Source organism: Pseudomonas sp. HT11, from assembly GCF_044875395.1.
GTDB lineage: Bacteria > Pseudomonadota > Gammaproteobacteria > Pseudomonadales > Pseudomonadaceae > Aquipseudomonas.
The window spans coordinates 4,324,190-4,346,663 of sequence record NZ_CP173217.1 but is presented as its reverse complement, the minus strand read 5'-3'; the positions used below and the strand labels follow the sequence as shown (position 1 = coordinate 4,346,663).

Sequence of the window (22,474 nt, the reverse complement as noted above, 5' to 3'; positions counted from 1 at the left end):
AGAGCGAGATTCATGCCATTTCGTTTAACTTATTAAAACTTCTTATAAATCAACGACCGTTTTACAGAGTAAAAACAGTCGTTGGGTAATGACGTCAGTTATTTGGCTGATTGAACCAGCGTAGTGCTGTCAATCTGGTCAATCGACGTCACGCCGGTCAGCGTCATGGCCACGCGCATCTCCTTGGCGAAGATGTCCAGCAGGTTTTCAACGCCGTGCTGGCCATCGGCGGCCAGCGCGTAGGCCGTCGCGCGTCCCAGCAGGCAGGCCTTGGCACCCAGCGCGAGCATGCGCACCACATCCAGCCCGGAACGGATGCCCGAGTCGACCAGTACCGTCAGATCATCGCCAACCACATCAGCAATCGGCGGCAAGGCTCTGGCGGTGGAGAGCACGCCATCGAGCTGACGGCCGCCGTGGTTGGAGACCACGATACCGTCGGCGCCGAAACTCAGCGCATCCTTGGCATCCTGCGGGTCGAGAATGCCTTTGATGATCATCGGGCCTTTCCAGAATTCACGGATCCACTCCAGGTCTTTCCAACTGATGGACGGGTCGAAGTTGTTGGCCAGCCAACCGATGTAATCTTCCAGATGAGTAGGCTTGCCGAGGTATTTTGAGATATTGCCCAGGTCGTGCGGGCGGCCCATCAGGCCTACGTCGAAGGCCCATTGCGGTTTGGTGACCGCTTGCAGCATGCGTCGCGATGCCGCGAACGGCCCGGACATGCCGGAGTGCGCATCGCGGTAACGCGCGCCAGGCGTCGGCATGTCCACGGTGAATACCAGTGTGGTGACCCCGGCAGCCTGCGCACGCTCCAGCGCATTGCGCATGAACCCACGGTCCTTGAGCACGTAGAGCTGGAACCAGATCGACTGCGGGCTCTGCGACGCCACTTCTTCAATCGAACACACCGACACCGTCGACAAACAAAACGGAATGCCCTGATTCGCCGCTGCCTTTGCCGCTTGCACCTCACCGCGCCGCGCGTACATGCCGGTAAGCCCCACCGGGCTCAGGATCACGGGCATGGCCAGTTCCTGGCCGAACAGGTGGGTCTTGAGGCTCAGGTTGTCGACATTGCGCAGGATGCGCTGGCGCAGGCTGATCTCGGCCAAATCCGAACTGTTGGCGCGCATCGTGTGTTCGGCGTAGGCGCCGCCGTCGATGTAGTCGAACAGAAAGCGCGGCAGTTTGCGCTTTGCGGCTGCGCGGTAATCGGAAGCGGACGAGATGATCATCAACAGGGTCTCCACAAGGCAAGGTGGGTTCAGCATAAGGAAATATCTGGCATGATAAAAACAACTTTTATCGCTAGCAGCCAGTCGCAAAAGGAATACCGATGAACCTCAGAACATTGCGCGCCTTTGTCGAAGTGGTGCGCCAGGGCGGTTTCTCCCAGGCGGCCCAAGTGGTGTCCCTGACTCAGTCCACCGTGAGCAAGGCGGTCAAGACGCTGGAAGATGAGTTGGGTGCGCCGCTGCTCAATCGCCTCGGCCACAGGAACGAACTGACCGCCGCTGGCGAAATTGCCTACCGCCGCGCGCTGGTGTTGCTCGCTGAACGCAACGACTTGGTGGCCGAGATCAACGACCTGCGCGGGCTCAAGCGCGGTGTATTGCGCATTGGCTTGCCGCCCGTGGGCTGCGGCGTGCTGTTTGCCGCGATGTTCGCCGCTTACCGCAGGCGGTATCCGGACATCGATATCGAGCTGACCGAATATGGCAGCAAGAAATTGCGTGAATGCCTGGAAGCCGGCGAGGTCGATCTGGCGGCGCTGCTGTTGCCCATGGACGAAGATTTCGACTACCAGTCGGTGCGCAACGAACCCCTGATGGCCGTGCTGCCCATGAGCCATCCACTGGCCCAATGTACGCGCATTGATTTCAACGACCTGGCGGATTCGCCGTTTATCCTGTTCGAAGCGGGTTTCGCCCTGAATGCCAAGATCCTTGCGGCCTGTGAACGCAAGGGCGTGACGCCGAGGGTAACGGCACGCAGCGGCCAGATCGACTTTATCGTCGACTTGGTGGCGGCGGGACTAGGCGTCGCTTTCCTGCCGCGCATGCTTGCGCACAAGCATCAGCAACCCGGCATCGCCCTGATTGCGCTGGACGAGGCGCACACCGATTGGCACATCGCCTTGGCGTGGCGCGCCAGTGCACACCTGCCGCCCGCCGCCCGCGCCTGGCTGGACCTGGCCAAGGAAATGGCCACCCCGGTATAGACGTTTGCAGTGGTTATCCGAGGGAATTCTGGAAAATATGCCTCGGTGCTTGACTTCTTCTTTTTAATCAGTAACATACGGCGCATTCCGCGATAGCTCAGTTGGTAGAGCAAATGACTGTTAATCATTGGGTCCCTGGTTCGAGTCCAGGTCGTGGAGCCAGATAGAGAAAAGCCTGCAGAGATGCAGGCTTTTTTTTGCCTTGGATTTGACTAATGGCAGCCACTCCAACCCCTATACAACGCCCACCCCAAAGCCATAAGATGAGAAGCATTATCATTTAATGCGGACCTGACATGCACGACGACAGCATTGCCTCGCCGGTCGCCAAGCTGTATGCGAATCACCATGGCTGGCTTCGAAGCTGGCTGCATCGGCGTTTGGGGCACAGTGCCGATGCCGAAGACCTGGCACACGACACCTTTATCCGCGTGCTGCGCTCCAAGGAAGATGTGCGCGAGCTGCGCCAGCCCATGGCGTTTCTTGCCACGATCGCCAATGGTTTGCTGATCAATCGCTGGCGTCGCCAAGCGATCCAGCGGGCGTACCTGGAAGCGCTGGCGGCGCGGCCGGTGGCCGAGGAGCCGTCGCCGGAGGAGCGCCACTTGATGATCGAGACGTTGTTGCAGCTCGATTCGCTGCTGGTCGGGTTGTCGGCGCGGGTTCGGCAGATTTTCTTTTTGTCCCAGCTCGATGGGCTGACCTATCCACAGATCGCCGCGCAGTTGAGCCTGACCGTGGCCCAGGTGCAGCGCGCCATGGGCAAGGCGTTCAGTGTTTGCTACGCGAGCCGGTTCGAATGAGTGGCGCCGCGGTTGATCCTCGCGTGCGGGACGTTGCCATCGATTGGCTGGTGCGGATGCAATCCGGGTTGATGAGTGCTGGCGAGCATCAGGCCTTGCAGTTATGGCGCCAGGCCAGTGCCGAGCATGAGCATGCGTGGCAGCGGGTAAGCAGCTTGCCCCTGCTGCTTCAGCCGGGCGCCAATCTATTAGCCGATGCCACGGCGCGCCGGGCGTTGCAGGCGGCCGGGGCTGATCCGCAGCGTCGTCGCCAGGTGCTCAAGTGTTTGCTGGCGTTGGGGCTGCTGGGTGGGATCTCCTGGCAAACGGCGGATTCCACCTTGGTGCGTTCGGCATTGGCGAGCTATCGCACGCGCGTTGGCGAGCGGCGCCACTGGGCCCTGGCGGATGGCTATTCGCTGTGGCTGAACACCGCCAGTGCGGTGAACCTGGACATGAGCGCGGGGCGGCGCAGCGTGCAGTTGATCGAGGGCGAATTGGCCCTGGATACTCCGGCAAGTTCCGCGTCGTTGGAGCTGCTGACCCCAAACGCGGTGCTCTACAGCCATGGCGCCCACCTGCTGGTGCGCCATGATGGCCATGGCACGCAAGTGACGGTCTTGCGCGGTCTGGCGCAAGTGAGCACGCGGCATCAGCCAGCACCTGTACCGTTGCAGGCTGGCTGGCAACTACGGGTTGATGAGCACGGAGCGGGGCACCCGACCGCTATCGACGTGTTGCTGGCCCAGGCCTGGATGCGCGGCATCCTGCCCGCCGAGCGCATGCGCCTGGATCAATTGCTGGCTGAACTCTCGCGCTATCGCCAAGGCTTCTTGCGTTGCAGCGAAGCAGTGGCGGGCCTGCGTATAACCGGCAGTTTCCAGCTGGACGATACCGACGCAGCGCTGGCGCTGGTCGTCAATACCTTGCCGGTGCGCATCGAACGAAGAACGCGTTATTGGGTGACGGTGGTGCCCGCGTAAAATTTTTTTCAGCGGCGCGATAGTTTTTTCGATCTGGCTTGGCCTTTAGGTATTACCCACCGGCACAGGTGGGTGTCGATCCTTAGGAGCCTTGCATGATTGCCCCCGCTCGTGTCTTGCGTACCCATACGTTCAGCCTGCTGTTTCTCAGCCTCCAGCCGCTCTATGGCGAGTTGGTTTTTGCGGCCGGTGAACGCCCCTACAGCATCAGTGCCGGCCCGTTGGACAAAGTGCTGTCGAGCTTTGGTGCCGAGGCTGGGATCAGCATGGCGGGCAGTTCGCTGATCACTGCCGGCAAGACCAGCCAGGGCCTGCAGGGCGATTTCAATACCGAGGCGGGCCTGACTCAGCTGCTGTCGGGCACGGGCCTGGGCTATCAGCGCCAGGCGGACGGTGGCTATGTCTTGCGCCCGCACCAACAGGCAATTTCCCTGCCGACACAAAAGGTGATCGGCGAAAATTTCGATGAGGAAGAGGTCTACCCTGCGCCGCGTTCGTCGGTGTATATCTCCGGCGAAGACATGCAGCGCTTCGGCGTGGTCTCGGTGGGCGATGTTCTCAAGGGCCAGCCTGGCGTGCAGGTCGGCGACAGCCGTAATGGCGGCGGCCTGGATGTGAATATCCGTGGCATCCAGGGCCAAAGCCGCGTGGCCGTCACGGTAGACGGTTCGCAGCAGGCATTGGATGTTTATCGCGGTTACGCCGGTACCCAGCAGCGCAGTTACATCGACCCGGACCTGATCAGCGACATCACGATCGACAAGGGCCCAAGCCTGACCTCCAGCGCCATCGGCGGCACGGTGAAGATGCGTACCCTCACTGTCGACGACATCCTCAAAGACGGCCAGAACATCGGCCTGCGCCTCAAGGGCGACCTGTGGAACAACGGCGTCGCCCCAGCCTCCCGAGACCCGCATTCCAAAACCCAGGAGCTGTACTCAGAACCGCACCAGAGTCGCGGTGGGTTGTTTGGCTCAGAGGCGCAGGCTGGCAGTGCGGCGTTTGCCTATACCCATGAGTTTTTCAACGTCGTGGCGGCCTATGCCAAGCGCGATCAAGGCAACTATTTTGCCGGCAAGAAGGGGCAGGATCGCTACCGTACTTACGACCGCTGGGGCGATGAGCAGAGCAGTGTGGCCACCGCCTACAACGCCGGCGAAGAAGTGCTGAATTCCTCGTCGAGCACCGAATCGTTCCTGCTCAAGACCACCCTGCGCCCGGCGGACGGGCATACCTTCGACCTGGGCTATCGCCGTTATGACGGACGCATCGGCGAAATCATGCCTTCGGATATCTTCCGCTTCGGCACCGGCGGCATCTATCAGTACCCGCTGGGTCACACCAAGATCGACACCTACACAGCGCGTTACAACTACTTGCCTTCGGGTAACCCGTTGATGGACCTGACTGCCGACCTGTGGCTGACCGACGCGCAAACCAGCCAGCTCACCTCGGTCAAGGCGCCGGCGTCCCAGGCCTATCGCTCGGACCGCGCCTGGAGCCGTCAGGCTAACCAACGCATTGGCGGCGGCCTGGCCAATACCTCGCGCTGGGCCACCGACTACGGCGACTTGAAGCTGGACTTGGGCGGCTCGTTCCAGCTCGAAGCACTGCGCCCGCAAAAAGGTGTGGTCACCAACCAGGACGATATCAACGCCAACCGTATGTTGCGCGAAGGGTCGCGGCAGGAGTTCAGCTTCAATGGCAAGCTGGAATACAAGCCTGTGGACAGGCTCACGTTATGGGGCGGCGGACGTTACACCCACTATCGCAGCAAAGACCACATCGCCAATGCCACGGCACGGCGTGAGGAGCGAGACCTGCGCTACCTGCGCGTCTACAACGGCGGCAATTCCGGCAACATGATGTGGTTCCCTGATCAGAACGGCGATTACACCGACGCCACCGATCCACGCCTGAACAATGGCATTGTCTTCCAGAACACTAACTTTCCTTTCGAGGGCGTTCGGTACAACAACTTTGGCGTGGTTGATTCCACGGTCTATCCGTCCCAGGTCGGGGAGGTGGTTACTGGTTATGACTATTCTGCCAAGGCAAGCAACAGCGGCGGCGCCTTTGCCCCCGCGGTGGGCATCAATATCGAGGTGCTGCCGGACACCTTTGTGTATGCCTCTTACACCCAAGGCTTTCGTATGCCTTCGCTGTTCGAAACCAGCCAGGGCGTGTTGCAGACCATGCCCGGCAAGGGCCTGAAGCCCGAGCGTTCGAGCAATTGGGAGATCGGCGCCAGCACGCTGCAAAAGGGGCTGTTGTTCGATGACGACTCGGCGGCGATCAAGCTGGCCTACTTCAACAACACCATCAAAAACTACATCACCCGCTACTACGATCCCAGCCCTGGCCTGTGGGGCTTGATGCGCTTCAGCAATACCGACAGCTACAAAACCAGCGGCCTGGAGTTCCAAACCCGCTACGATACCGGACGCGTATTTGCCGACCTGTCGTCCACCTACTACCTGAAGACCGAAACCTGCGATTCGGCCTTCGCCGCCACACTGCGCGCCACCAGTGACCTTTATCAGCAAACCGGTAATACGCCGAACTGCACGCCGGGCAGCTTCATGGGTTCTTACACCAACACCCAGAACCCACCACGCTTCGCCGGCAACCTCACCACAGGCCTGCGTTTCTTCGATCAGAGCCTTACGCTCGGTACGCGCATCACCTACACCTCAGGCCCCACCGTCACCGCCGACAAACCCTGGCAGACTGGCGCCACCACGCCGCAATTGAATTACCGCGAAGTGGCCTTGGTCGATCTGTTCCTTAACTACAAGTTGCAAGAACACGCTGGCCTGAACGTGTCACTGCAGAACCTGACCGATCGCTACTACCTGGACCCGCTGGCGCAGAGTTTCATGCCGGCACCGGGGCGCACACTGCGAGTGGGAGTGCAGGCGAAGTTCTAAAGGGGAGGGTGGAGATCCTCGCGCGGCGGTGCATCAGCCCGTCACGCGAGAATCGGCAAGGTGGGGTTACAGCGTCTGCACAATAATCTGGCTTTTCAGGTCGTTGACCATACTTTCAATCGCCGGCTTCATGGCGACGAAATCCTGTGGGCTGCACACCACGTCGGGGTGGTTAAACGCGTAGCTGCGGGTGATCAGTACGCTGTTGCCTTCCTTGACGTAAGTGGTCTGATAGTTGAATCCGCCGGTGTTCAGGGCGACGGCCTTGGGCACCGCCAGGATGTTCACTTCTTTGGGAAAATCGAAGCGTGCCTTTTCTTCGATCGTGCCGGAAGTACAGGTGAAGTTCTGAGTACGCTCCTGTTCCGACAGGAAGCTGAACACGTTCTGGCCGATACCGCCCGCCAGGCTGCTAAGCGTGGGCACGCCGGTAGGGCCGGGCAGGTTGACCAAGTTGTCGGTACGCCCCTTGACCGTGGAGGTGAAGGTGACAGCGTTGCTGTCCAGTGGGTCGGTTTCGATCTTGCCGCTGCCGGTTTGCCCGTACAGGCTGAGGACTTTCTGGGTCAGTTGGTCAAGGTCGGCAGGCATCATCGATTTGAACAGGAAACGGTTGAGTTCCGTCGCCCAGCCTTCCACCGTGGTGCCATTGGTGAAGTCCGCCGCGCCGCTCGGGTCGATTTTGAAATGCAGTGTGCCGTCCACTTTGCCCAGTTGGTTTACGGGTGTACGCGCCAGTTCGCCGCGCTGGGTCAGCAACACAGGTTTGCCCAATTCGGGAAGCAGCAAGTAGCCGGCGGCGATGGGGGTGGCGGTGGAGTCCAGATAAAGATCGAGGGCCGGAATGTAAGTGATCGCATGGTTAAGCACACCCAAGGTCGGCACCTTTGGTAGTACATAGGCGTCGCCGAGGTTGATCAGTGCGGGGGAGCTTTCAATGGCCACGGCCTTGAGTAGCGCTTCAAGCAAGGCCACATGGTCCTTGCAGTCGCCATAACGGTTATCCAGCACCGCCTGCGCCGAATGCGGCACCACGCCGCCATTGCCGACGTAAACCGCGACGTAGCGAATGTTCTTGCGCACCCAGTCACTCAACACCAGCGCTTTGCTGCGCGGTGAATCCAGGTTGGCGGTGAGTTTCTTGGCCAGTTGGGTAATGGCCGGTGTTACTTCGACCTGCGCCCTGGCGGCGTACGCCTGGGCAAACTGTTTGTAGTCGGTGAACGTCGAAACCGCCAGACGTTGGCCGTAATCGGTGTAGGCAACAGAGCCGACTTCAACGCGGTTTTTCTCGGTGGGCTCCAGGTTCCAGCGGTAGATCTTGCGCCCGTTGGCTAGGGTGGGCGCGATGGCTTTGAAACCCTTCACGTCAGCGAACAACGGCATGTCTGCCGGCATGTCGTAAGTGAGGTGGATTTGCTGGCTCTCGTAGAAGTCCGGTGCATACAGGTCTTCGAACTGACCGGGGAACATCGGCGTGGTGCGCTGGCGTTGGTAGTGCAACACCATACGGTCACCCACGGCAACGTCCGGGAAGATCACCACTTTGACCCGCGAGTCCTGGAACATCGGCGCTTCGGCTGAAGCCTGTTCCTGCTGCTCCTTGATCTGGTCGGTGGCGACCGGCACTTTGCGGCCATCAGCTTTGAGCGTGTAGGCATCCATGATGTCCACGGTTTCCAGCGTACGGTTGAAACTCACCGAGCGCTCGGCGTTGGGCTTGATCGCGCGCTCTTCATTGATGCGCCGGACCAGCTCGACGTCGAGCACAAAACTGCCGTCGGCATTCACTACGTAAGACTGGTTATTTTTTTCGACAGTCAGCGAGCGGTCGGTGTAATCGGCACTTGCCTGCGCGCTGAACAGCCCGCAGATGACCACCGCCAGTGCACCGAACAGGCGCGTCGGCAAGAGAGTTGCGCTTTGCATAGAGATCCTTCTAAACGATGACGCGCACCGTCTGGAGGAGGGTGCACGTTCCTTGGTAAACCGCCAAATGCGAAGCGTTACTATAAAGAGGTGGCGATGAGCCTGCAGATTTTTGTAGCTTAAAGAGGTGTAGGAGCGTTCTGGGTATCGCTCTGTAAAGCCCTACCGATACGGCCGGCAGAGCGCCCGGTGGCGTTTATTGCTTGATCGCAGAGGGTTGCCGTAAGTTTGCTCGCTTTGTTCAGGAGCAACCTCTGTATGACTCGCACGCCGTCTAAAAAAACCTCTCAGCGACGCAGCCATTGGGAGCTGCTGCAAATCAAGGTGGGGGTGGTTGCCAGCCTGCTCTCCCTTGTCGGCCTGTTGTGCGTGGGCGGCTGGACGGTCTGGGTGACTTACTACGTTAAGCAGGACTCACAACTGAGCGCGCTCCTGATCAAGGAATTGCAGTTGAAAACCGAATTGAGCGCGCATGTAGGGGCAACCTTGGCGACTCACCTGAAGCCTACCGAAGGGGGTTCCAGCTTGTTGGAAGTAGGCGTCACGCTGTCCAACAGTGGCAACGACATTGCCAGGCTGAACCTTGATCGGCGGGTTTTATCGATCATCAAAGTCCAGCGTTTCGAGGCAGGCCTGCCGGTTTATGGGCCCGCCTGGGACGTAGCAACGGCCCGGTACGATGGTCTGAGCTCGACGTTGTGGGTCTTTCCTTACCTGGATATCGGCCCGTCTGAGTCCTATGAACTCAAGTACGTCGTTAAACTCGATGAGCCAGGTTTGTACCTGGTGCGCTTTCTTTCGCGGATGAAAAGCGACCATATCGAACGGCATAAACTCAAAATGAGTACACCGTCGATCATTGAGTATTCAACCGGAGCCGACGCATTTATCACAGTGCCCAAGGGGGCATGAGATTCTTGTATTTAAGGCCGAGAGACTGGTAAGTATGGCGTCGACTATTTTGGCGGCGCGGCGACCTTGCTGCAAACAGCCCTCGCGGACGCGGCGGGTGACGGCGCAGACGTGGCGCTGTCGCTGAACGTGGTGGCATGGAACAGCGCGATTGCCGGCAGTGGCGTGGTGGGCGGCGTACTGCTCGATACCTGGGGCGTTGCCTCATTTCCCTGGGCGATGGCGTTGTTGGTCGCGCTGTCGTTTGCGATTGCCTGGCGCGCGCGGACCCATGCCTTCAAGCCAGGCTCGCGCGGGGCGGGCAAGCCCGCCGTGGCGGGGCATTGACAGGGTTGCTGAAAAGCGCGTGAAGCGGCCGCACTAAAATGCCTTGCGAGGGTCAATAAACCTCGCAAGATCATCCACTTGGCTCCGCCAGCGGAGCCTGCCGCTTACTCCCTTTCAAAGAAGTCATGCATGCACCTGCGCAAAATTGCAGTCGGGCTGTCAGCCCTTGTTTTGCTTTCCACCGGGGCAGATGCCCGTGGTTTGTTCGACCTTATCAAGCCACCCGCCCAGGCACACACTTCACGCGCAGGCTCGACCAGCCAGCGCGCGGCCCTCGACCTCTATTCCAGCAATCAACAGCAGCCCTCGTTCGCCAGCTGCGCCGATCTGTTCCCCGGTGCCACACCGATCAACACCGCCACCGTGCCCAGCACCATGAAACCCATGGCGTTGTGTTCCGATAGCTTTGCGGTGCTCTACTCGCAAACGAGCAAGACGCCGCTGGTGGTGGTCGAGCGCTTGAACGCCGCGCAGCTCAAGAACGCCAAAGGCGAGGAACGCACCAACCAGTTCTACGCAGACCCGCGCATCCCCAAAGGCGCTCGCGCCGAGTTGAGCGACTACCGCAGCCAGCACCCGGCCGTGGACCGTGGTCATCAGTCCCCGGCGGCCGACGCGCCGAGCGCGAATGCCATGGCGCAATCCTTCGCGCTGTCGAACATGGTGCCGCAAGACCCTACCAACAACCGCAAGATCTGGAGCAAGGTCGAGGCGGATGTGCGCAAGTTTGCCGTGCGTGCCGGCGGCGATGTGTTTGTGTTCACTGGCCCGTTGTTCGACGCGGGCTACAGCACCATCGGCGACAACAAGGTCTGGGTGCCGACGCGCCTGTTCAAGCTGGTGTACGACGCCTCGTCGAAACGTGCCTGGGCCTATGTGCTGCCCAACGCTGAAACGCGCATCCAGAAGCCGATGGACTACGAGACGTTTGTGAAGAGCACTGGCCTCAAGCTGCTGGGCAATCTGCCGGTCACAGGGTCGGTGGGTCGGACTTGATCACCTGCGGCCGATCCAGCTGGCGCTTGATTGTGTAGAGCGCCACGCCCACCGCCAGGATGCCTGACACCGCGCCGACCACCAGCGCCCAGCGCGGGCCCAAGTGGTCGGCGACCCAACCGACGATGGGCGCGCCAATTGGCGTGCCGCCCAAGGCGACGGCGACGCGTAGGGCGATTACCCGGCCACGCATTGCGGGCTCGGTGGTCAGTTGCATCAGGCTGTTGGTGGTGTTGCTGAAGGTCATGGCGCCCACGCCGATGACCACCAGCGCAATCGCGAACGTCCAGTAATTGGGCGCCAGGGCTGCCAGCATGCAGCCAAATCCAAACACTGCCGCACCGGTCAGCAGAGACTTGAACCGGGGTCGCTCGCTGCCCGCGGCAATCAGCGCACCGGCGATGGTGCCGATGGCCAGGGTCGAGGTCAGCAGCCCGTAGCCGCGCGCGTCGGCATGGAACACGGTGACGGCCATGGTCGAGATGAAAATCGGGAAGTTCATGCCGAAGGTGCCGATCAGAAACAGCATCAGCAGGATCGCCTTCAGGTCCGGCCGTGCCCACACGTAACGCATGCCTTCGGTGAGGCTGCCTTTGGTACGCAGCGCGCGCACCTTGGTGTGTTGAGTTGAGACGCGCAGGAAAAACAGCGATGCAAGCACCGCAAAAAAGCTCGAGCCATTGAGCAGGAACGCCCAGCCAGTGCCCACTGACGCGATGGTCACGCCGGCCACAGCCGGGCCGATCATGCGCGCCATGTTGAACGAGGTGGAGTTGAGTGCGATGGCGTTGGACAAGTCCTTCTCGCCCACCAGTTCCGCGACGAAAATCTGCCGCACCGGCGCATCGAATGCCGAGGCGCAGCCGGATAAAAACGCGAACACGTATACATGCCACAGCTGCACGAAGCCGGTGATGGTGAACACACCCAGCGTCAGCGCCAGCAGGCCCATCACCGCCTGAGTGAAGATCAACAGTTTGCGCTGGTCGTAGTGATCGGCAGCAAACCCGGTCCACGGCAGCAACAACAGTTGCGGCCCGAACTGCAGCGCCATCACGATACCCACCGCGGCGGCGTTGTGCGGCGTGAGCTGAGTCAGCACCAGCCAGTCCTGGGCGGTGCGTTGCATCCAGGTGCCGACGTTGGACACCAGCGCGCCGGCGGCCCAGATGCGGTAGTTGGGGCTGCGCAGGGAACGGAACGTGCCGAGGAAACTCATGACGGCTTCAGTTCCCCCGGTTGTCGAGCAACTCGATGATGGCTTGCGCCGTGCCCGATTCGCCCAGCTTGGGGAACACGTGCTGCAGGCTGTAGGCGTGGGCCTCGGGGCTGACGTCAGTCATGGCATCGATGGCCAGGGTCACGTTGAAGCCGAATTCATACGCCTGCCGCGCGGTGGCCTCGACGCCGGTGCCGGTGACAACGCCCGTGATCACCACTTGCGTGACATTGAGCGCCTTCAACTGCGCTTCGAGGTCCGTGTTGGCGAAGGCGCCCCAGCTGCGTTTGGTCACCAGAATGTCGCTGGGCTGCTGGCCGAGTTGCGCAATCAGATCAGCCCAATCGGCTGGCAGCCCAGTGCTGCGACGCGGCCGCTCGGTGCGTCCCGGCGCAAAGCCGCTGACATTCACCAGCACCACCGGCAGCCCGCGTTCGCGAAAGGCGTCGAGCAGTGCACGCGACCGCTCTATCACCTCGCCAATGGGATGAATAAAAGGGTAACCCACGATGCCGTGTTGCAGGTCCACGATGATCAAGGCGGTTGTTGCATCCAGCGAGGTGACAGCCATGCTATTTCCTCAATCGGGTGATTCAAAAGTCGGCGAGGCGCTCCAGCAGTTTCACCGCAGCGGCGAGTTCATGTTGTTCCTGGGGTGACAGCTGTTCCTGCAGCGCGTGCAGCAGCCAATCGTCTTTGGCGGCGCGGCTTTGGGTCAGGTGTTTGCGCAAGGTGGGCGTCAGTTCGATCAGCGTCTGCCGGCCATCGGATGGGTCCGGCTTGCCGCTCACGGCTTGCATTGCCTCAAGCCCGGCCACGGTGATGCGCATCGACTGCGGCCGCACACTTTCAGCGCGGGCGAGGGCGGACACGGTCTTCGGGCCATCGCGGTCCAGGCGCAGCAACACCGACTTTTGCGCGGTGGTGAAATCATCGGGGTGAGTCTGTTCGCGCAGGCGGCGGATCAGCTTGCCCAGTGAGATGCGCAGTTCGGCGGCCAGGGTGGAGCAGGAGTGGGTGCTGGAGATAGGAGAGTATTTGCTCATCTCAGAACGGTAGCATGCCCACAGCAAAGCTGTACAGTTTTGCTGTATTGATTTTAGGCGATGAATAACTACCTGTTCAGTGTTCCTTGAATGGTGGCAAAATGATATTTTTGCGTCTTGAAATATTTACCCAGCCAATAGGAAAAGGAGCCAGTGATGGCCTACAGAGACGATAGCGACCTTGAGTTTCTTTCAAAACTCGACTCGGAGTCGATGAACGATTTGGTCTATTGCCTCGTCCACGATAAAGACGGGAGTGTCAGGCTGACGGAAGAGCTGACGACCAATGACATGTACAAAGCCTGGTTCCCGGATCACCGACGTTATTGGGAATCGGTCGCTGCTGAAATACAGTGCTTTGGCGGTAATACATTCGCAACGATGCTAAGGGGTGGGAAAGGCGTCCTTTATAAAGAGGTGCTCCAAGACGTTTGCGACAAAATGAAGGTTAACTACAACAGTAGTTCTAGTGTCGAGAAAATCGAGCAAAACCTGCTGATGAAAATCCTCACGGATGCGGTTGAAAAAATGACGCCGGCTGAATTGAAAGAGTTGGCAGACGCAGTAGGCGTGAAGAACGTTGGATTACTCACTTCCGAAGCGATGCTTGGCGTATTCCAGGCTGTCTTCAAAGCAGGAGGATTTAAATCCTATCAATTAACGCTGATTATCGTTAACGCGATTCTCAAAGCGTTGATCGGGCGTGGGCTGAGTTTGGCGGGTAACGTTGCCTTGACCCGGACTATGGCCGTGTTGACAGGCCCTATTGGATGGGTTATCACCGGTGCATGGACGGCCATCGATATCGCCAGTCCCGCCTATAGAGTGACCATCCCCGCTGTTATTCAGGTCGCTGCGTTGCGTCAGAAATACCTTTATGAAACGCAAGCGTCACAGGTCGAATTTAGCTAAATGTTCAGGGAGGATTATTGATTACGGTGAGAGGCTAGGGGGCATTTGATTTTTTTCCTCTTTCCTCTTTCCTCTTGCCTGTGGCGCAAGGGTGAGTGATTTAAGTGCATCCTTTATCTCGGTGAGCGCGGGGTATCAGTCCCGTTGGTTATCTGGGTATATGGACAGTCCCGTTCGTATAAAGGACTCGTGTATTCTGGTATAGATTGAGCGAAAGGAAGCGTGAACGATGAGTTCAAAAAACATGATAACTTCGGCAGGCAGTGTGTCGCCCTTTGCAAGCTTTATTGTTGCGCGTTTGGCGGGGCGACTAACAAAAATAGCTGAAATCGAAAACGCGGTGTTGGAGGTTATTAAGCCCGTCAGAGGCTGGGTTGATTCAAAAAAACTGACAATAAAAGCCAATAGCAATTTGCTGAAGGCGAGTGCATTTCATTTGATTGAAAGGCGGCAGGTAAATTGGGCGGGTGGGAATAGGGTCGAAGACGAGCTTAATCATTTTTTTGCTGTTTTCCTTGTCGAGGATTATGTGGCACTTTATGTAAGTGATAGTGACCTTAAGTCCACAGTGCATGAGGCGCTCATGCTCGATGAAATTCCTCCACTCAAGCCCGTGGATGAGGCTGTATTGATTAACGCTTATATTGACGGGAAATCATTGCGTACCCTGTGGTTGGGAGGCATTCATCGGAATGTGTCAGTGAAACCAAACAGCAAGGTGCTCAGCGGAGAGTCCTTGGGGGATGCGATAGATACGTTCGGGGATAATACCTTTATCGCCGGGGCCGTTCGGTCCAATATCGCCGGTGTGAGTTTGAAAAGAAGTGGTGTTTGGTTCGGTCCGAAAAAAAACTGGTCAGACTTTTCAGATGCCGCCTATGGCCTGTTAACTACATTAAATGCCTCCGATCAGCGGAAACCAAAAAGTACTTCTGTTCATGCTGGGCTGGCGAGCAGTGCGCCTGATTTCAGCCAGGTCGGCCGAGCCTATTTGATTGAATGGGCCGATCCAGAAACTATAAAAGGACGAACGAAGGGAAAAAGAATAGTTGAGTTACGCGACACCTATGAAATGAACTTGACATCCACGCAGCCGTTGGCAAAGGATGTGCAAGTTGAAGTCACCGCAACGGCTACAGGTACGTCTCAGGTTTTTGACCTGGCACTCGGTATGAAAAATCGTAAAGTTACTTTCAACGCGTCACCGCGCCAGGTCTCTTCAGAGTTTATCGATTGGATAGCGGGAGTGGAGCACGATGCTGAAGTGATGCGACTGCTTTATGACTGCGGGCACTCAGTGGTGTGCGCCACGTTATGTCTGCCCGCCGTAGTTCATAGAAAGTTCGGGATAGAGTTTTTAGATTTTGCCCCTAATGGGTTTAATTATAATGTAAAAATGGAAAAGCCTCCGGGCGCGCCACCCCCACTCGACAATATTTACGATTTGAGCGATGTCAGCTTGTTCAAATGGGTGGCTAAAGAAGGACTGGGGCTGATGAAGTTGGAGCAGCCAACGCCCGGTTGTTGCTGGTTGTATTGCGATGACAGGTCTAAAGAAGTAGCAGACTTCATTCATGTGTATAAGCCGGCTTCCGGCACGCCTAAAGTATCGATTATCCATGTCAAGGGGGCGAATAATGACTCCCTTACTCGTTTGATCTCACCGGGTGCCTATGAACTTGTCACAGCGCAAGCGATTAAAAATCTGAAAAGGATCTCTGCGGGCTCTATCGTTGAAAGTATCAAGTCTGTTTTGATCGCCTCTACGAATCGCGTTTGGGACGAGGCTTGGCGCGTAGGTCTGAGGAGTAATGGTTCAGCAAAGACAGACTTTGATAACGCTCTTAGTAGTATTAAGCAGGATTGTGATTATCAAGTTGTTATTGTTCAGCCACATGCGCTGAAGAGTAAGTTCAATCCTACGGGCAAGCCCACCATAGGTGAGCTTCAATTGCATACGTTGTTGCTGGGGGCTGAAGCCCTGGCGCACTCGGTATCTGCAGAATTTCGCGTTATCTCTGATAATCGGTAATTTTGGGTTCGCATGCGTACGCTCCGCGGTCTTTGTTCTTTGCGTTTCAGGGCCGCGTAGGATCTGGACAGGTCCAGTGCTGAAGGAAACCCGACGGCACGCTTTGAGCTAATGGCTGGAGCGGGGTCAAATATTGGGTAGCGCTGGGCTTATACTCGTTCACTGGCAATTGCCCACTCTCAAACAACCCGAGATACCCCATGAGCACCTCTGTTTCCCTGACGCCCGCGCGCAAACCCATCGCGCCGCTGCTGGCTTTTATCATCCTGGTGGCGGGCGCCGTGTTCCTGCAAAGCAGTGTCGGCTCACGCCAGGTGCTGTTGCTGGTGGTCGGCGCGGCACTGGGTTTGACCCTGTATCACGCCGCCTTTGGCTTTACCTCGGCCTGGCGCGTGTTCATCAATGATCGGCGTGGCGCCGGCTTGCGAGCGCAGATGGTGATGCTGGCGGTGGCGGTCGTGCTGTTTTTCCCGGCGCTGGGGGCAGGCACGCTGTTTGGTCAGCCGGTGGTCGGGCTGGTGGCGCCGGCCGGCGTGTCGGTGGTGTTTGGCGCGTTTATCTTCGGCATCGGCATGCAGCTGGGCGGCGGTTGTGCCTCGGGCACGTTGTTCACGGTGGGCGGCGGCAATGCGCGCATGTTGGTGACGTTGTTCTTCTTCATTTGCGGGTCGTTGATCGCCACCCACCATGTTGATTGGTGGTTTGCACTGCCGGCGTTTCCGGCGGTGTCCATCGTCAAAAGCTTCGGCGTCGTACCAGCGCTGCTCTTGAGCCTGGCGGTGTTCGCGATCATTGCAGCCGTCACCGTGCGCCTGGAGAAGGGCCGTCATGGCCAACTGGAAGAGGGCGTGACCAGCCAGCACACCGGCCTGCGCCGTTTCCTGCGCGGGCCGTGGCCCTTGGTATGGGGCGCGATTGGTTTGGCGCTGCTCAACTACGCCACCCTGGCGCTGGCCGGGCGGCCGTGGGGCATTACCTCGGCGTTCGCGCTGTGGGGCGCCAAGGTCGCCAGCGGTTTGGGTGTGGACGTGGCCAGCTGGGTGTTCTGGCAGGTGCCGAGCAATGCCAAGGCCCTGGCCGCACCGGTGTGGGAAGACATCACCAGCGTGATGGACATCGGCATCGTCCTCGGTGCGCTGCTGGCGGCTGGCCTGGCCGGGCGTTTTACCCCCAGCTTGAAAATCCCCGCGCGCTCGCTGGTGGCGGCGGTGATCGGTGGCTTGTTGCTGGGTTACGGTTCGCGCCTGGCGTACGGTTGCAATATCGGCGCGTACTTCAGCGGCATCGCCTCAGGCAGCCTGCATGGCTGGGTATGGTTGGTGGCGGCGTTTATTGGTAACGGCGTGGGCGTGCGTTTGCGTCCCTTCTTCTTTGCGGGCGAGCGGCCGCAGGTGGCGTTGAGCGGCTGCTGAGCGAACCAGTGAGGTATGCGGCATGATTCGAGAACTGAGGACCTTCGTCAGCGCCGCGCGGCGCGGCACTTTTGCCGCTGCCGGCCAGCAGGTGGGGCTGACGCAATCGGCCGTGAGCGCGCAGATCAAGCACCTTGAAGACGCGCTGGGGGTGAAGCTGTTCGACCGCACCGGCCGCTCCGCCACGCTCAACTCGGCAGGGCAGCGTGCGGTGCCGCTGGCGGAGGAAATCCTCGATATTTTCTCGCGCATGGGCACGCCCGACAGGGCCAACAACTTCCACGGTTCGTTGCGCATCGGCGCCATTGGCAGTGTGCAGACCGGCATCCTGCCCAAGGCGCTGGTGGCCCTCAAACAGCGTGCGCCGTTTATTGAAGTCAACCTGGTGCCGGGGGTTTCGCTGAACCTGCTCAGCCAGGTCGATGCCGGTGAACTGGACCTGGCGATCATGATTCGCCCGCCGTTCAACCTGCCAAAGGAGCTGAATGTCGAGGTCATCGCCCGCGAGCCTTTTGTGCTGATCACCGCCAAGGACGTACCGGGCGATGGCCCGTTGCAGATCCTGCGCGAGCAGCCGTTTGTGCGATACGACCGGGGCTCGTTCGGTGGCCGCCAGGTCACGCAGTTTCTCAAGGAACAAAAGATCCAGACGCAGCAGGCGCTGGAGCTTGATGAGTTGGACGCCATCGTCAAGATGGTCCGCAGCGGCCTCGGCGTGTCCCTGGTGCCACTGGCCGGCTTGTGGCTGGAACACGGCAGCGACGTGCGGGTTTTGCGATTGGACGAGCTGACTTTCCATCGCGAAATCGTCTTGCTCACCAAGTACACCCAGCGCCAACTGCCGCTCTTCGCGTTATTCAGGGCGTGCATCATGGAAGTGCTCGGTGCGCCGAAGTAGGGCGCGAGCATCGAAAAAATTGAGGCTCAGGACGAAAGATATGCGCTTTATCGCACGGTCTTTCTGGTGAAGAATCGGGTTCTGAATAACAGAACCCGCAGGTAGCCACCGTGAGCCTTTCGCCCTTTCATTTAGCTATTCCCGTCTACGACCTCGCCGCCGCCCGCCACTTCTACGGCGACGTGTTTGGCCTTCGCGAAGGTCGCTCCAGCGCGCAGTGGGTCGATTTCGACTTTTACGGTCACCAGTTGGTCATCCACGAACACCCCAAGACTCAATCCCAGGCATCGGTGCACTCCAACCCTGTCGATGGTCACGACGTACCGGTCCCGCATTTCGGCATCATCCTGCACTGGGATCAATGGGAAGCCCTGGCCGATCGGCTCAGAGCGCGTGAAACCCGGTTTGTGATCGAACCCTACATCCGCTTTCAGGGCCAGGTCGGCGAGCAAGCCACCATGTTCCTGTTTGACCCGTGCGGCAACGCGCTGGAGTTCAAGGCGTTCAAGGACATGAGCCAGTTGTTCGCCAAGTAGTTGCCATCCGCGCGACCGTCGCCACCCGAGCGACGGCGTCAATAAGACGTGAAGCTGCATGCCTGCCGCATGAGAGAAGTGACGTGATGTCTGACGTTGACTGTGATTTTCGGCCTGTGCGTGCCGAACAGCACTGGCAGTTCGAGCCGTGTGGCGACAGCTGCATCGTGGTGGTGTTTGCAACGCTGTTCAGCGCGCAGGCCAACCGCCGTGCCATGGCGTTCAGTGCCACGCTGCATGACCTGTTGGCGCGTGGGCTGCTTGGCGGCGTGACCGATGTGATCCCGGCGATGGTGTCCGTGGGCGTGCATTATGCCCCGCCTATCATCGCCAGGCTGTACCCCGGTTTAGTGCCCTACGACGCAATTGCCCAGGTGTTGGAAAACGCCCTGACTCAACAGCACAACCTGGCGCGCATCACGCCAAAACGCCTGGAAATCCCGGTGTGCTACGAGGGCGACTACGCGCCGGATCTGCTGGACATCGCCAACGCCTGCGCCATCACACCCAGCGAAGTCATCGCCGCACACAGTGGGCAGTGGGTCGATGTATTGATGGTCGGTTTCGCACCGGGCCATCCCTATATCGGCATGCACGAGCCTGCGCTGAAACTGGCGCGCCGCGCCGTACCGCGCACGCAGGTCACGCGCGGCAGCGTGGGCCTGGCCAATTGTCAGAGCGTGATTTACCCCACTGATTTGCCGGGTGGCTGGAACATTGTGGGCCGCACACCGTTGCCGATGTTTTCGCCGGCCAATCAGCCGCCGTGCCTGTTGAGCGGTGGCGATCAGGTGCGCTTCGTGCCCATCACCGCCCGTGAATTTAAACAACTGGCCGGAGCGCAGCGATGACCATCAAAGTGCTCAGGCCCGGTCTGTTTTCCACCTTTCAAGACACCGGCCGCGTGGGCTTCCAGCATTGGGGCGTGCCGGTCAACGGCGCCATGGACCAGGACGCGCATGCGCTGGCCAACCTGTTGGTGGGCAACCCGACCACTGCTGCAACCCTGGAAATCACCCTTCAAGGCCCGGTCTTGTGCTTTCAGGCACAGGCGCTGATCGCCCTGGCCGGGGCTGACCTGGGCGCGCGCCTGGACGGTGTTGCGCTGCAACCGGGGCACGCCGTGCGCGTCAAACCGGGCGCGATGCTTGGCTTCGAGAAGCGTGAGTACGGCGCGCGGGCTTATCTGGCCGTGGCCGGCGGTTATCTGCTCACGCCAGTGATGAACAGCGCCAGCACGTATAGCCGGGGAGGGTTTGGCGGGCTGTCGGGGCGCGCACTGCAAGCCGGCGATGTGATCCCCATTTGCTCATCGTTCGCAAACCCCGTGCGGTTGAATGTTCCTGCGGGCTGGCGGCTTGGCGCGCCGACACGTCCAGCTTCCATTCGGGTGCTGCCGGGGCGCGAATGGGCCGACTTCACCGAAACGGCTCGCCATGACTTCCTGCATGAGCCCTATCAGCTGACCGCTGCCTCGGATCGCATGGGTTATCGATTGGACGGCGCCGCGCTGGACCTGACGCAGCCCCGCCAGCTGCTGTCCGAAAGCGTGGCATTTGGCACCGTGCAAGTGCCCGCCGGCGGTCAGCCGATTGTGCTGATGGCCGACCGGCAAACCACCGGTGGCTACCCGCGCATCGCCCAGGTGGCCAGTGTGGATTTACCCAAGCTGGCGCAACTGATGCCCGGCGATGACGTTCGATTCTCGCTGATTGATTTACCCACGGCTCAAGCGTTGTTCGTGGCGCGTGCACACGCGCTGCAACGACTGGAGGCCACCCACTGAGCAAAAGCCGTCGCTACCGATAATAAAAACAGGAGCGCTAGATGATTAAGCCCACGTTCACATTTCTTACTGTCGAGCATTAAAACCCCTCGCAATCTGACGGGTTTACTTCTGGGTGGAACTGTCCACCTCAATAACTCAAATGACCAACGGTCAGAGTGGAAGGTGTTTATGTCTCGCGTGATCGCTACTCCCATCCCATCGCCGCGTTTGGGCGAGTTCGACAAGACCGCTGACAGCAGCGCCACCAGGATCGCCAAGCGGGCAGCCATCGCTGCCGCGACGGGCACTGCGGTGGAGTATTACGAGTTCGGTGTGTACGGCTTTATGGCGACGATTATCGCGCCGTTGTTTTTTCCCAGTGATAACGCCGCCGCCGCGCTGCTGGCCACGTTGGCGGTGTTTGGCAGTGCGTTCTTGATCCGGCCGTTGGGCGGCATTCTGCTCGGGCGGCTGGCGGACCGCATCGGTCGGCGCAAAGTATTGCTGAGCACCGTCATCGGAATGGGCACCGCGACCGCGATGATCGGGCTGTTGCCGACGGCGGCCCATGTGGGGATTGCTGCGCCGATTCTGCTGGTGCTGATCCGGCTGGCGCAGGGCTTTTTCGCCGGCGGTGAGGTGATCGGCGCTGCGGCCTTTCTGGCCGAGTCTTCACCCAAGGGCCGCCGTGGCTTCTACGGTGCCTTCACGCCGGTGGGTGTTGCGATTGGCGGGTCGATGGCAGCGATCATCTGCGGCATCACCACCGGCCTGGTCGATGCACAGCAGCTGCAGGCCTGGGCCTGGCGTATCCCGTTTTTCCTGGCGATTCCGTTGGTGATCTTCTCGTGCATCATGCGCCACAACGTCGAGGAGACGCCTGAGTTCAAAGCCTTTCTCGCGGTGGAAAAGCCGCCCACTGCGCCGGTCAAGGAGGTGCTTACGCAGAACCTGCCGGCGGTGCTGCGCGTGGTGGTGTTCGCCTTTGCACAGAACGCCGGCTACTACATCGGCCTGGTGTTCATGAACATCTACCTGACCACCTACCTGCATTTCGAGAAGTCCAAGATCTATTGGGTCATCGCCGGCGTCAGCCTGTGCATGGCCGCGCTGATGCCGTTCTGGGGCGGGCTGTCGGATCGCATTGGGCGCAAGAAAGCCCTGGCCATCGGCTTTGTCGGTTATGCGGTGCTGGTGATTCCGATGATGGTGTTGATGAACAACAGCAGCCTGTTCATCGCGGTCCTGGCGTTTTTTGTGGCGACGCTGCCGATGCCGGTGATCCAGTCGGTGGGCTACCCGACCTATGCCGAGCAGTTTCCCACTCGGGTTCGTTACACCGGCATGGCCATCAGCATCAATCTGGGCGCCATCCTGGGCGGCGGGATCACGCCTTACATCGTCACAGCACTGATCGGCTCGACCGGCAATTTGCTGATCCCGGGGTTTTTCATGGCCGGCGCGGCGGTCTGTGCGTTGATTGCCTTGACCACCCTGCGTGAAACCTCGCAAGGTGCTTTGCGTCGCTGACAGTGGATGTCCGAATACGTCCTCAAGTGGTCCGG

General features: G+C 59.5%; 19 protein-coding genes, 1 tRNA gene and 1 pseudogene. 16 read left to right on the top strand and 5 right to left on the bottom strand.

Annotation, left to right across the window (positions count from 1 at the left end; translation table 11 throughout):
• Positions 1-98: 98 nt before the first annotated feature.
• The gene (lldD, locus tag ABWL43_RS20125; protein ID WP_242195446.1) at positions 99-1,241 is read right to left on the bottom strand and encodes an FMN-dependent L-lactate dehydrogenase LldD; all 1,143 of its coding nucleotides are present in this window, start codon (positions 1,239-1,241) and stop codon (positions 99-101) included.
• A gap of 101 nt (positions 1,242-1,342) precedes the next feature.
• On the opposite strand from lldD, the gene ABWL43_RS20120 reads away from it, so the two are divergent.
• The 5 genes from ABWL43_RS20120 (at position 1,343) to ABWL43_RS20100 (ending at position 6,922) form a co-directional block, all read left to right on the top strand.
• The gene (locus ABWL43_RS20120; protein WP_404483914.1) at positions 1,343-2,227 is read left to right on the top strand and encodes a LysR family transcriptional regulator; all 885 of its coding nucleotides are present in this window, start codon (positions 1,343-1,345) and stop codon (positions 2,225-2,227) included.
• An 86-nt stretch (positions 2,228-2,313) separates the two neighbouring features.
• Positions 2,314-2,389, top strand: a tRNA-Asn gene (locus ABWL43_RS20115).
• 134 nt (positions 2,390-2,523) lie between these two features.
• Positions 2,524-3,030 (top strand): sigma-70 family RNA polymerase sigma factor, encoded by a 507-nt coding sequence (locus ABWL43_RS20110; RefSeq protein ID WP_404483911.1) that lies wholly within the window; start codon positions 2,524-2,526, stop codon positions 3,028-3,030.
• Complete coding sequence (locus ABWL43_RS20105) at positions 3,027-3,992, top strand: FecR domain-containing protein (protein WP_404483908.1); 966 nt, start codon at positions 3,027-3,029, stop codon at positions 3,990-3,992. Before ABWL43_RS20110 ends, ABWL43_RS20105 begins: the two co-directional genes overlap by 4 nt.
• A gap of 95 nt (positions 3,993-4,087) precedes the next feature.
• Positions 4,088-6,922: a TonB-dependent receptor domain-containing protein gene (locus ABWL43_RS20100; protein ID WP_404483905.1), complete on the top strand. Its 2,835-nt coding sequence runs from the start codon at positions 4,088-4,090 to the stop codon at positions 6,920-6,922.
• Positions 6,923-6,988: 66 nt separating this feature from the next.
• On the opposite strand, the gene ABWL43_RS20095 is transcribed toward ABWL43_RS20100, so the two are convergent.
• Positions 6,989-8,851, bottom strand: a complete 1,863-nt coding sequence (locus ABWL43_RS20095) for a DUF3857 domain-containing transglutaminase family protein (protein ID WP_404483902.1) — start codon at positions 8,849-8,851, stop codon at positions 6,989-6,991.
• Positions 8,852-9,109: 258 nt separating this feature from the next.
• Here ABWL43_RS20095 and ABWL43_RS20090 point away from each other — a divergent pair, with 258 nt between their 5' ends.
• The 3 genes and pseudogenes from ABWL43_RS20090 (at position 9,110) to ABWL43_RS20080 (ending at position 11,086) form a co-directional block, all read left to right on the top strand.
• Positions 9,110-9,763 carry a hypothetical protein gene (locus tag ABWL43_RS20090; RefSeq protein ID WP_242195426.1) on the top strand — a complete coding sequence of 218 codons (654 nt, stop codon included), beginning with the start codon at positions 9,110-9,112 and terminating at the stop codon, positions 9,761-9,763.
• Between the two features lie 48 nt (positions 9,764-9,811).
• Positions 9,812-10,090: pseudogene (locus tag ABWL43_RS20085) on the top strand (MFS transporter); the annotation flags it as partial.
• A gap of 129 nt (positions 10,091-10,219) precedes the next feature.
• Complete coding sequence (locus ABWL43_RS20080) at positions 10,220-11,086, top strand: DNA/RNA non-specific endonuclease (protein WP_404483900.1); 867 nt, start codon at positions 10,220-10,222, stop codon at positions 11,084-11,086.
• On the opposite strand, the gene ABWL43_RS20075 is transcribed toward ABWL43_RS20080, so the two are convergent.
• The 3 genes from ABWL43_RS20075 to ABWL43_RS20065 are packed head-to-tail and all read right to left on the bottom strand — an operon-like array spanning position 11,061 to position 13,351.
• A complete protein-coding gene (locus ABWL43_RS20075; RefSeq protein WP_145158715.1) occupies positions 11,061-12,305 on the bottom strand; it encodes an MFS transporter in 1,245 nt (414 codons plus the stop codon). The genes ABWL43_RS20080 and ABWL43_RS20075 overlap by 26 nt on opposite strands.
• A 7-nt stretch (positions 12,306-12,312) precedes the next feature.
• A complete protein-coding gene (locus ABWL43_RS20070) occupies positions 12,313-12,876 on the bottom strand; it encodes an isochorismatase family protein (RefSeq protein ID WP_404483897.1) in 564 nt (187 codons plus the stop codon).
• Between the two features lie 22 nt (positions 12,877-12,898).
• A complete protein-coding gene (locus ABWL43_RS20065) occupies positions 12,899-13,351 on the bottom strand; it encodes a MarR family winged helix-turn-helix transcriptional regulator (protein ID WP_404483894.1) in 453 nt (150 codons plus the stop codon).
• Positions 13,352-13,507: 156 nt separating this feature from the next.
• Here ABWL43_RS20065 and ABWL43_RS20060 point away from each other — a divergent pair, with 156 nt between their 5' ends.
• The 8 genes from ABWL43_RS20060 to ABWL43_RS20025 all read left to right on the top strand — a co-directional run bounded on the left by ABWL43_RS20060 (position 13,508) and on the right by ABWL43_RS20025 (position 22,439).
• A complete protein-coding gene (locus tag ABWL43_RS20060) occupies positions 13,508-14,263 on the top strand; it encodes a DUF3944 domain-containing protein (RefSeq protein ID WP_404483891.1) in 756 nt (251 codons plus the stop codon).
• A 229-nt stretch (positions 14,264-14,492) separates the two neighbouring features.
• Positions 14,493-16,295: a hypothetical protein gene (locus tag ABWL43_RS20055; protein WP_404483889.1), complete on the top strand. Its 1,803-nt coding sequence runs from the start codon at positions 14,493-14,495 to the stop codon at positions 16,293-16,295.
• A 200-nt stretch (positions 16,296-16,495) separates the two neighbouring features.
• The gene (locus ABWL43_RS20050) at positions 16,496-17,707 is read left to right on the top strand and encodes a YeeE/YedE family protein (protein WP_404483886.1); all 1,212 of its coding nucleotides are present in this window, start codon (positions 16,496-16,498) and stop codon (positions 17,705-17,707) included.
• 22 nt (positions 17,708-17,729) lie between these two features.
• The gene (locus tag ABWL43_RS20045; protein WP_404483883.1) at positions 17,730-18,605 is read left to right on the top strand and encodes a LysR family transcriptional regulator; all 876 of its coding nucleotides are present in this window, start codon (positions 17,730-17,732) and stop codon (positions 18,603-18,605) included.
• 110 nt (positions 18,606-18,715) lie between these two features.
• Positions 18,716-19,141 carry a VOC family protein gene (locus tag ABWL43_RS20040; RefSeq protein WP_262207892.1) on the top strand — a complete coding sequence of 142 codons (426 nt, stop codon included), beginning with the start codon at positions 18,716-18,718 and terminating at the stop codon, positions 19,139-19,141.
• Positions 19,142-19,227: 86 nt separating this feature from the next.
• Entirely contained in the window at positions 19,228-19,992 is a 765-nt protein-coding gene (locus ABWL43_RS20035; protein WP_404483880.1) for an allophanate hydrolase subunit 1, read from the top strand.
• Positions 19,989-20,927 carry a biotin-dependent carboxyltransferase family protein gene (locus ABWL43_RS20030; RefSeq protein WP_404483877.1) on the top strand — a complete coding sequence of 313 codons (939 nt, stop codon included), beginning with the start codon at positions 19,989-19,991 and terminating at the stop codon, positions 20,925-20,927. The genes ABWL43_RS20035 and ABWL43_RS20030 overlap by 4 nt, the downstream gene beginning before the upstream one ends.
• Before the next feature lie 171 nt (positions 20,928-21,098).
• A complete protein-coding gene (locus ABWL43_RS20025; protein WP_404483874.1) occupies positions 21,099-22,439 on the top strand; it encodes an MFS transporter in 1,341 nt (446 codons plus the stop codon).
• Positions 22,440-22,474: the final 35 nt, after the last annotated feature.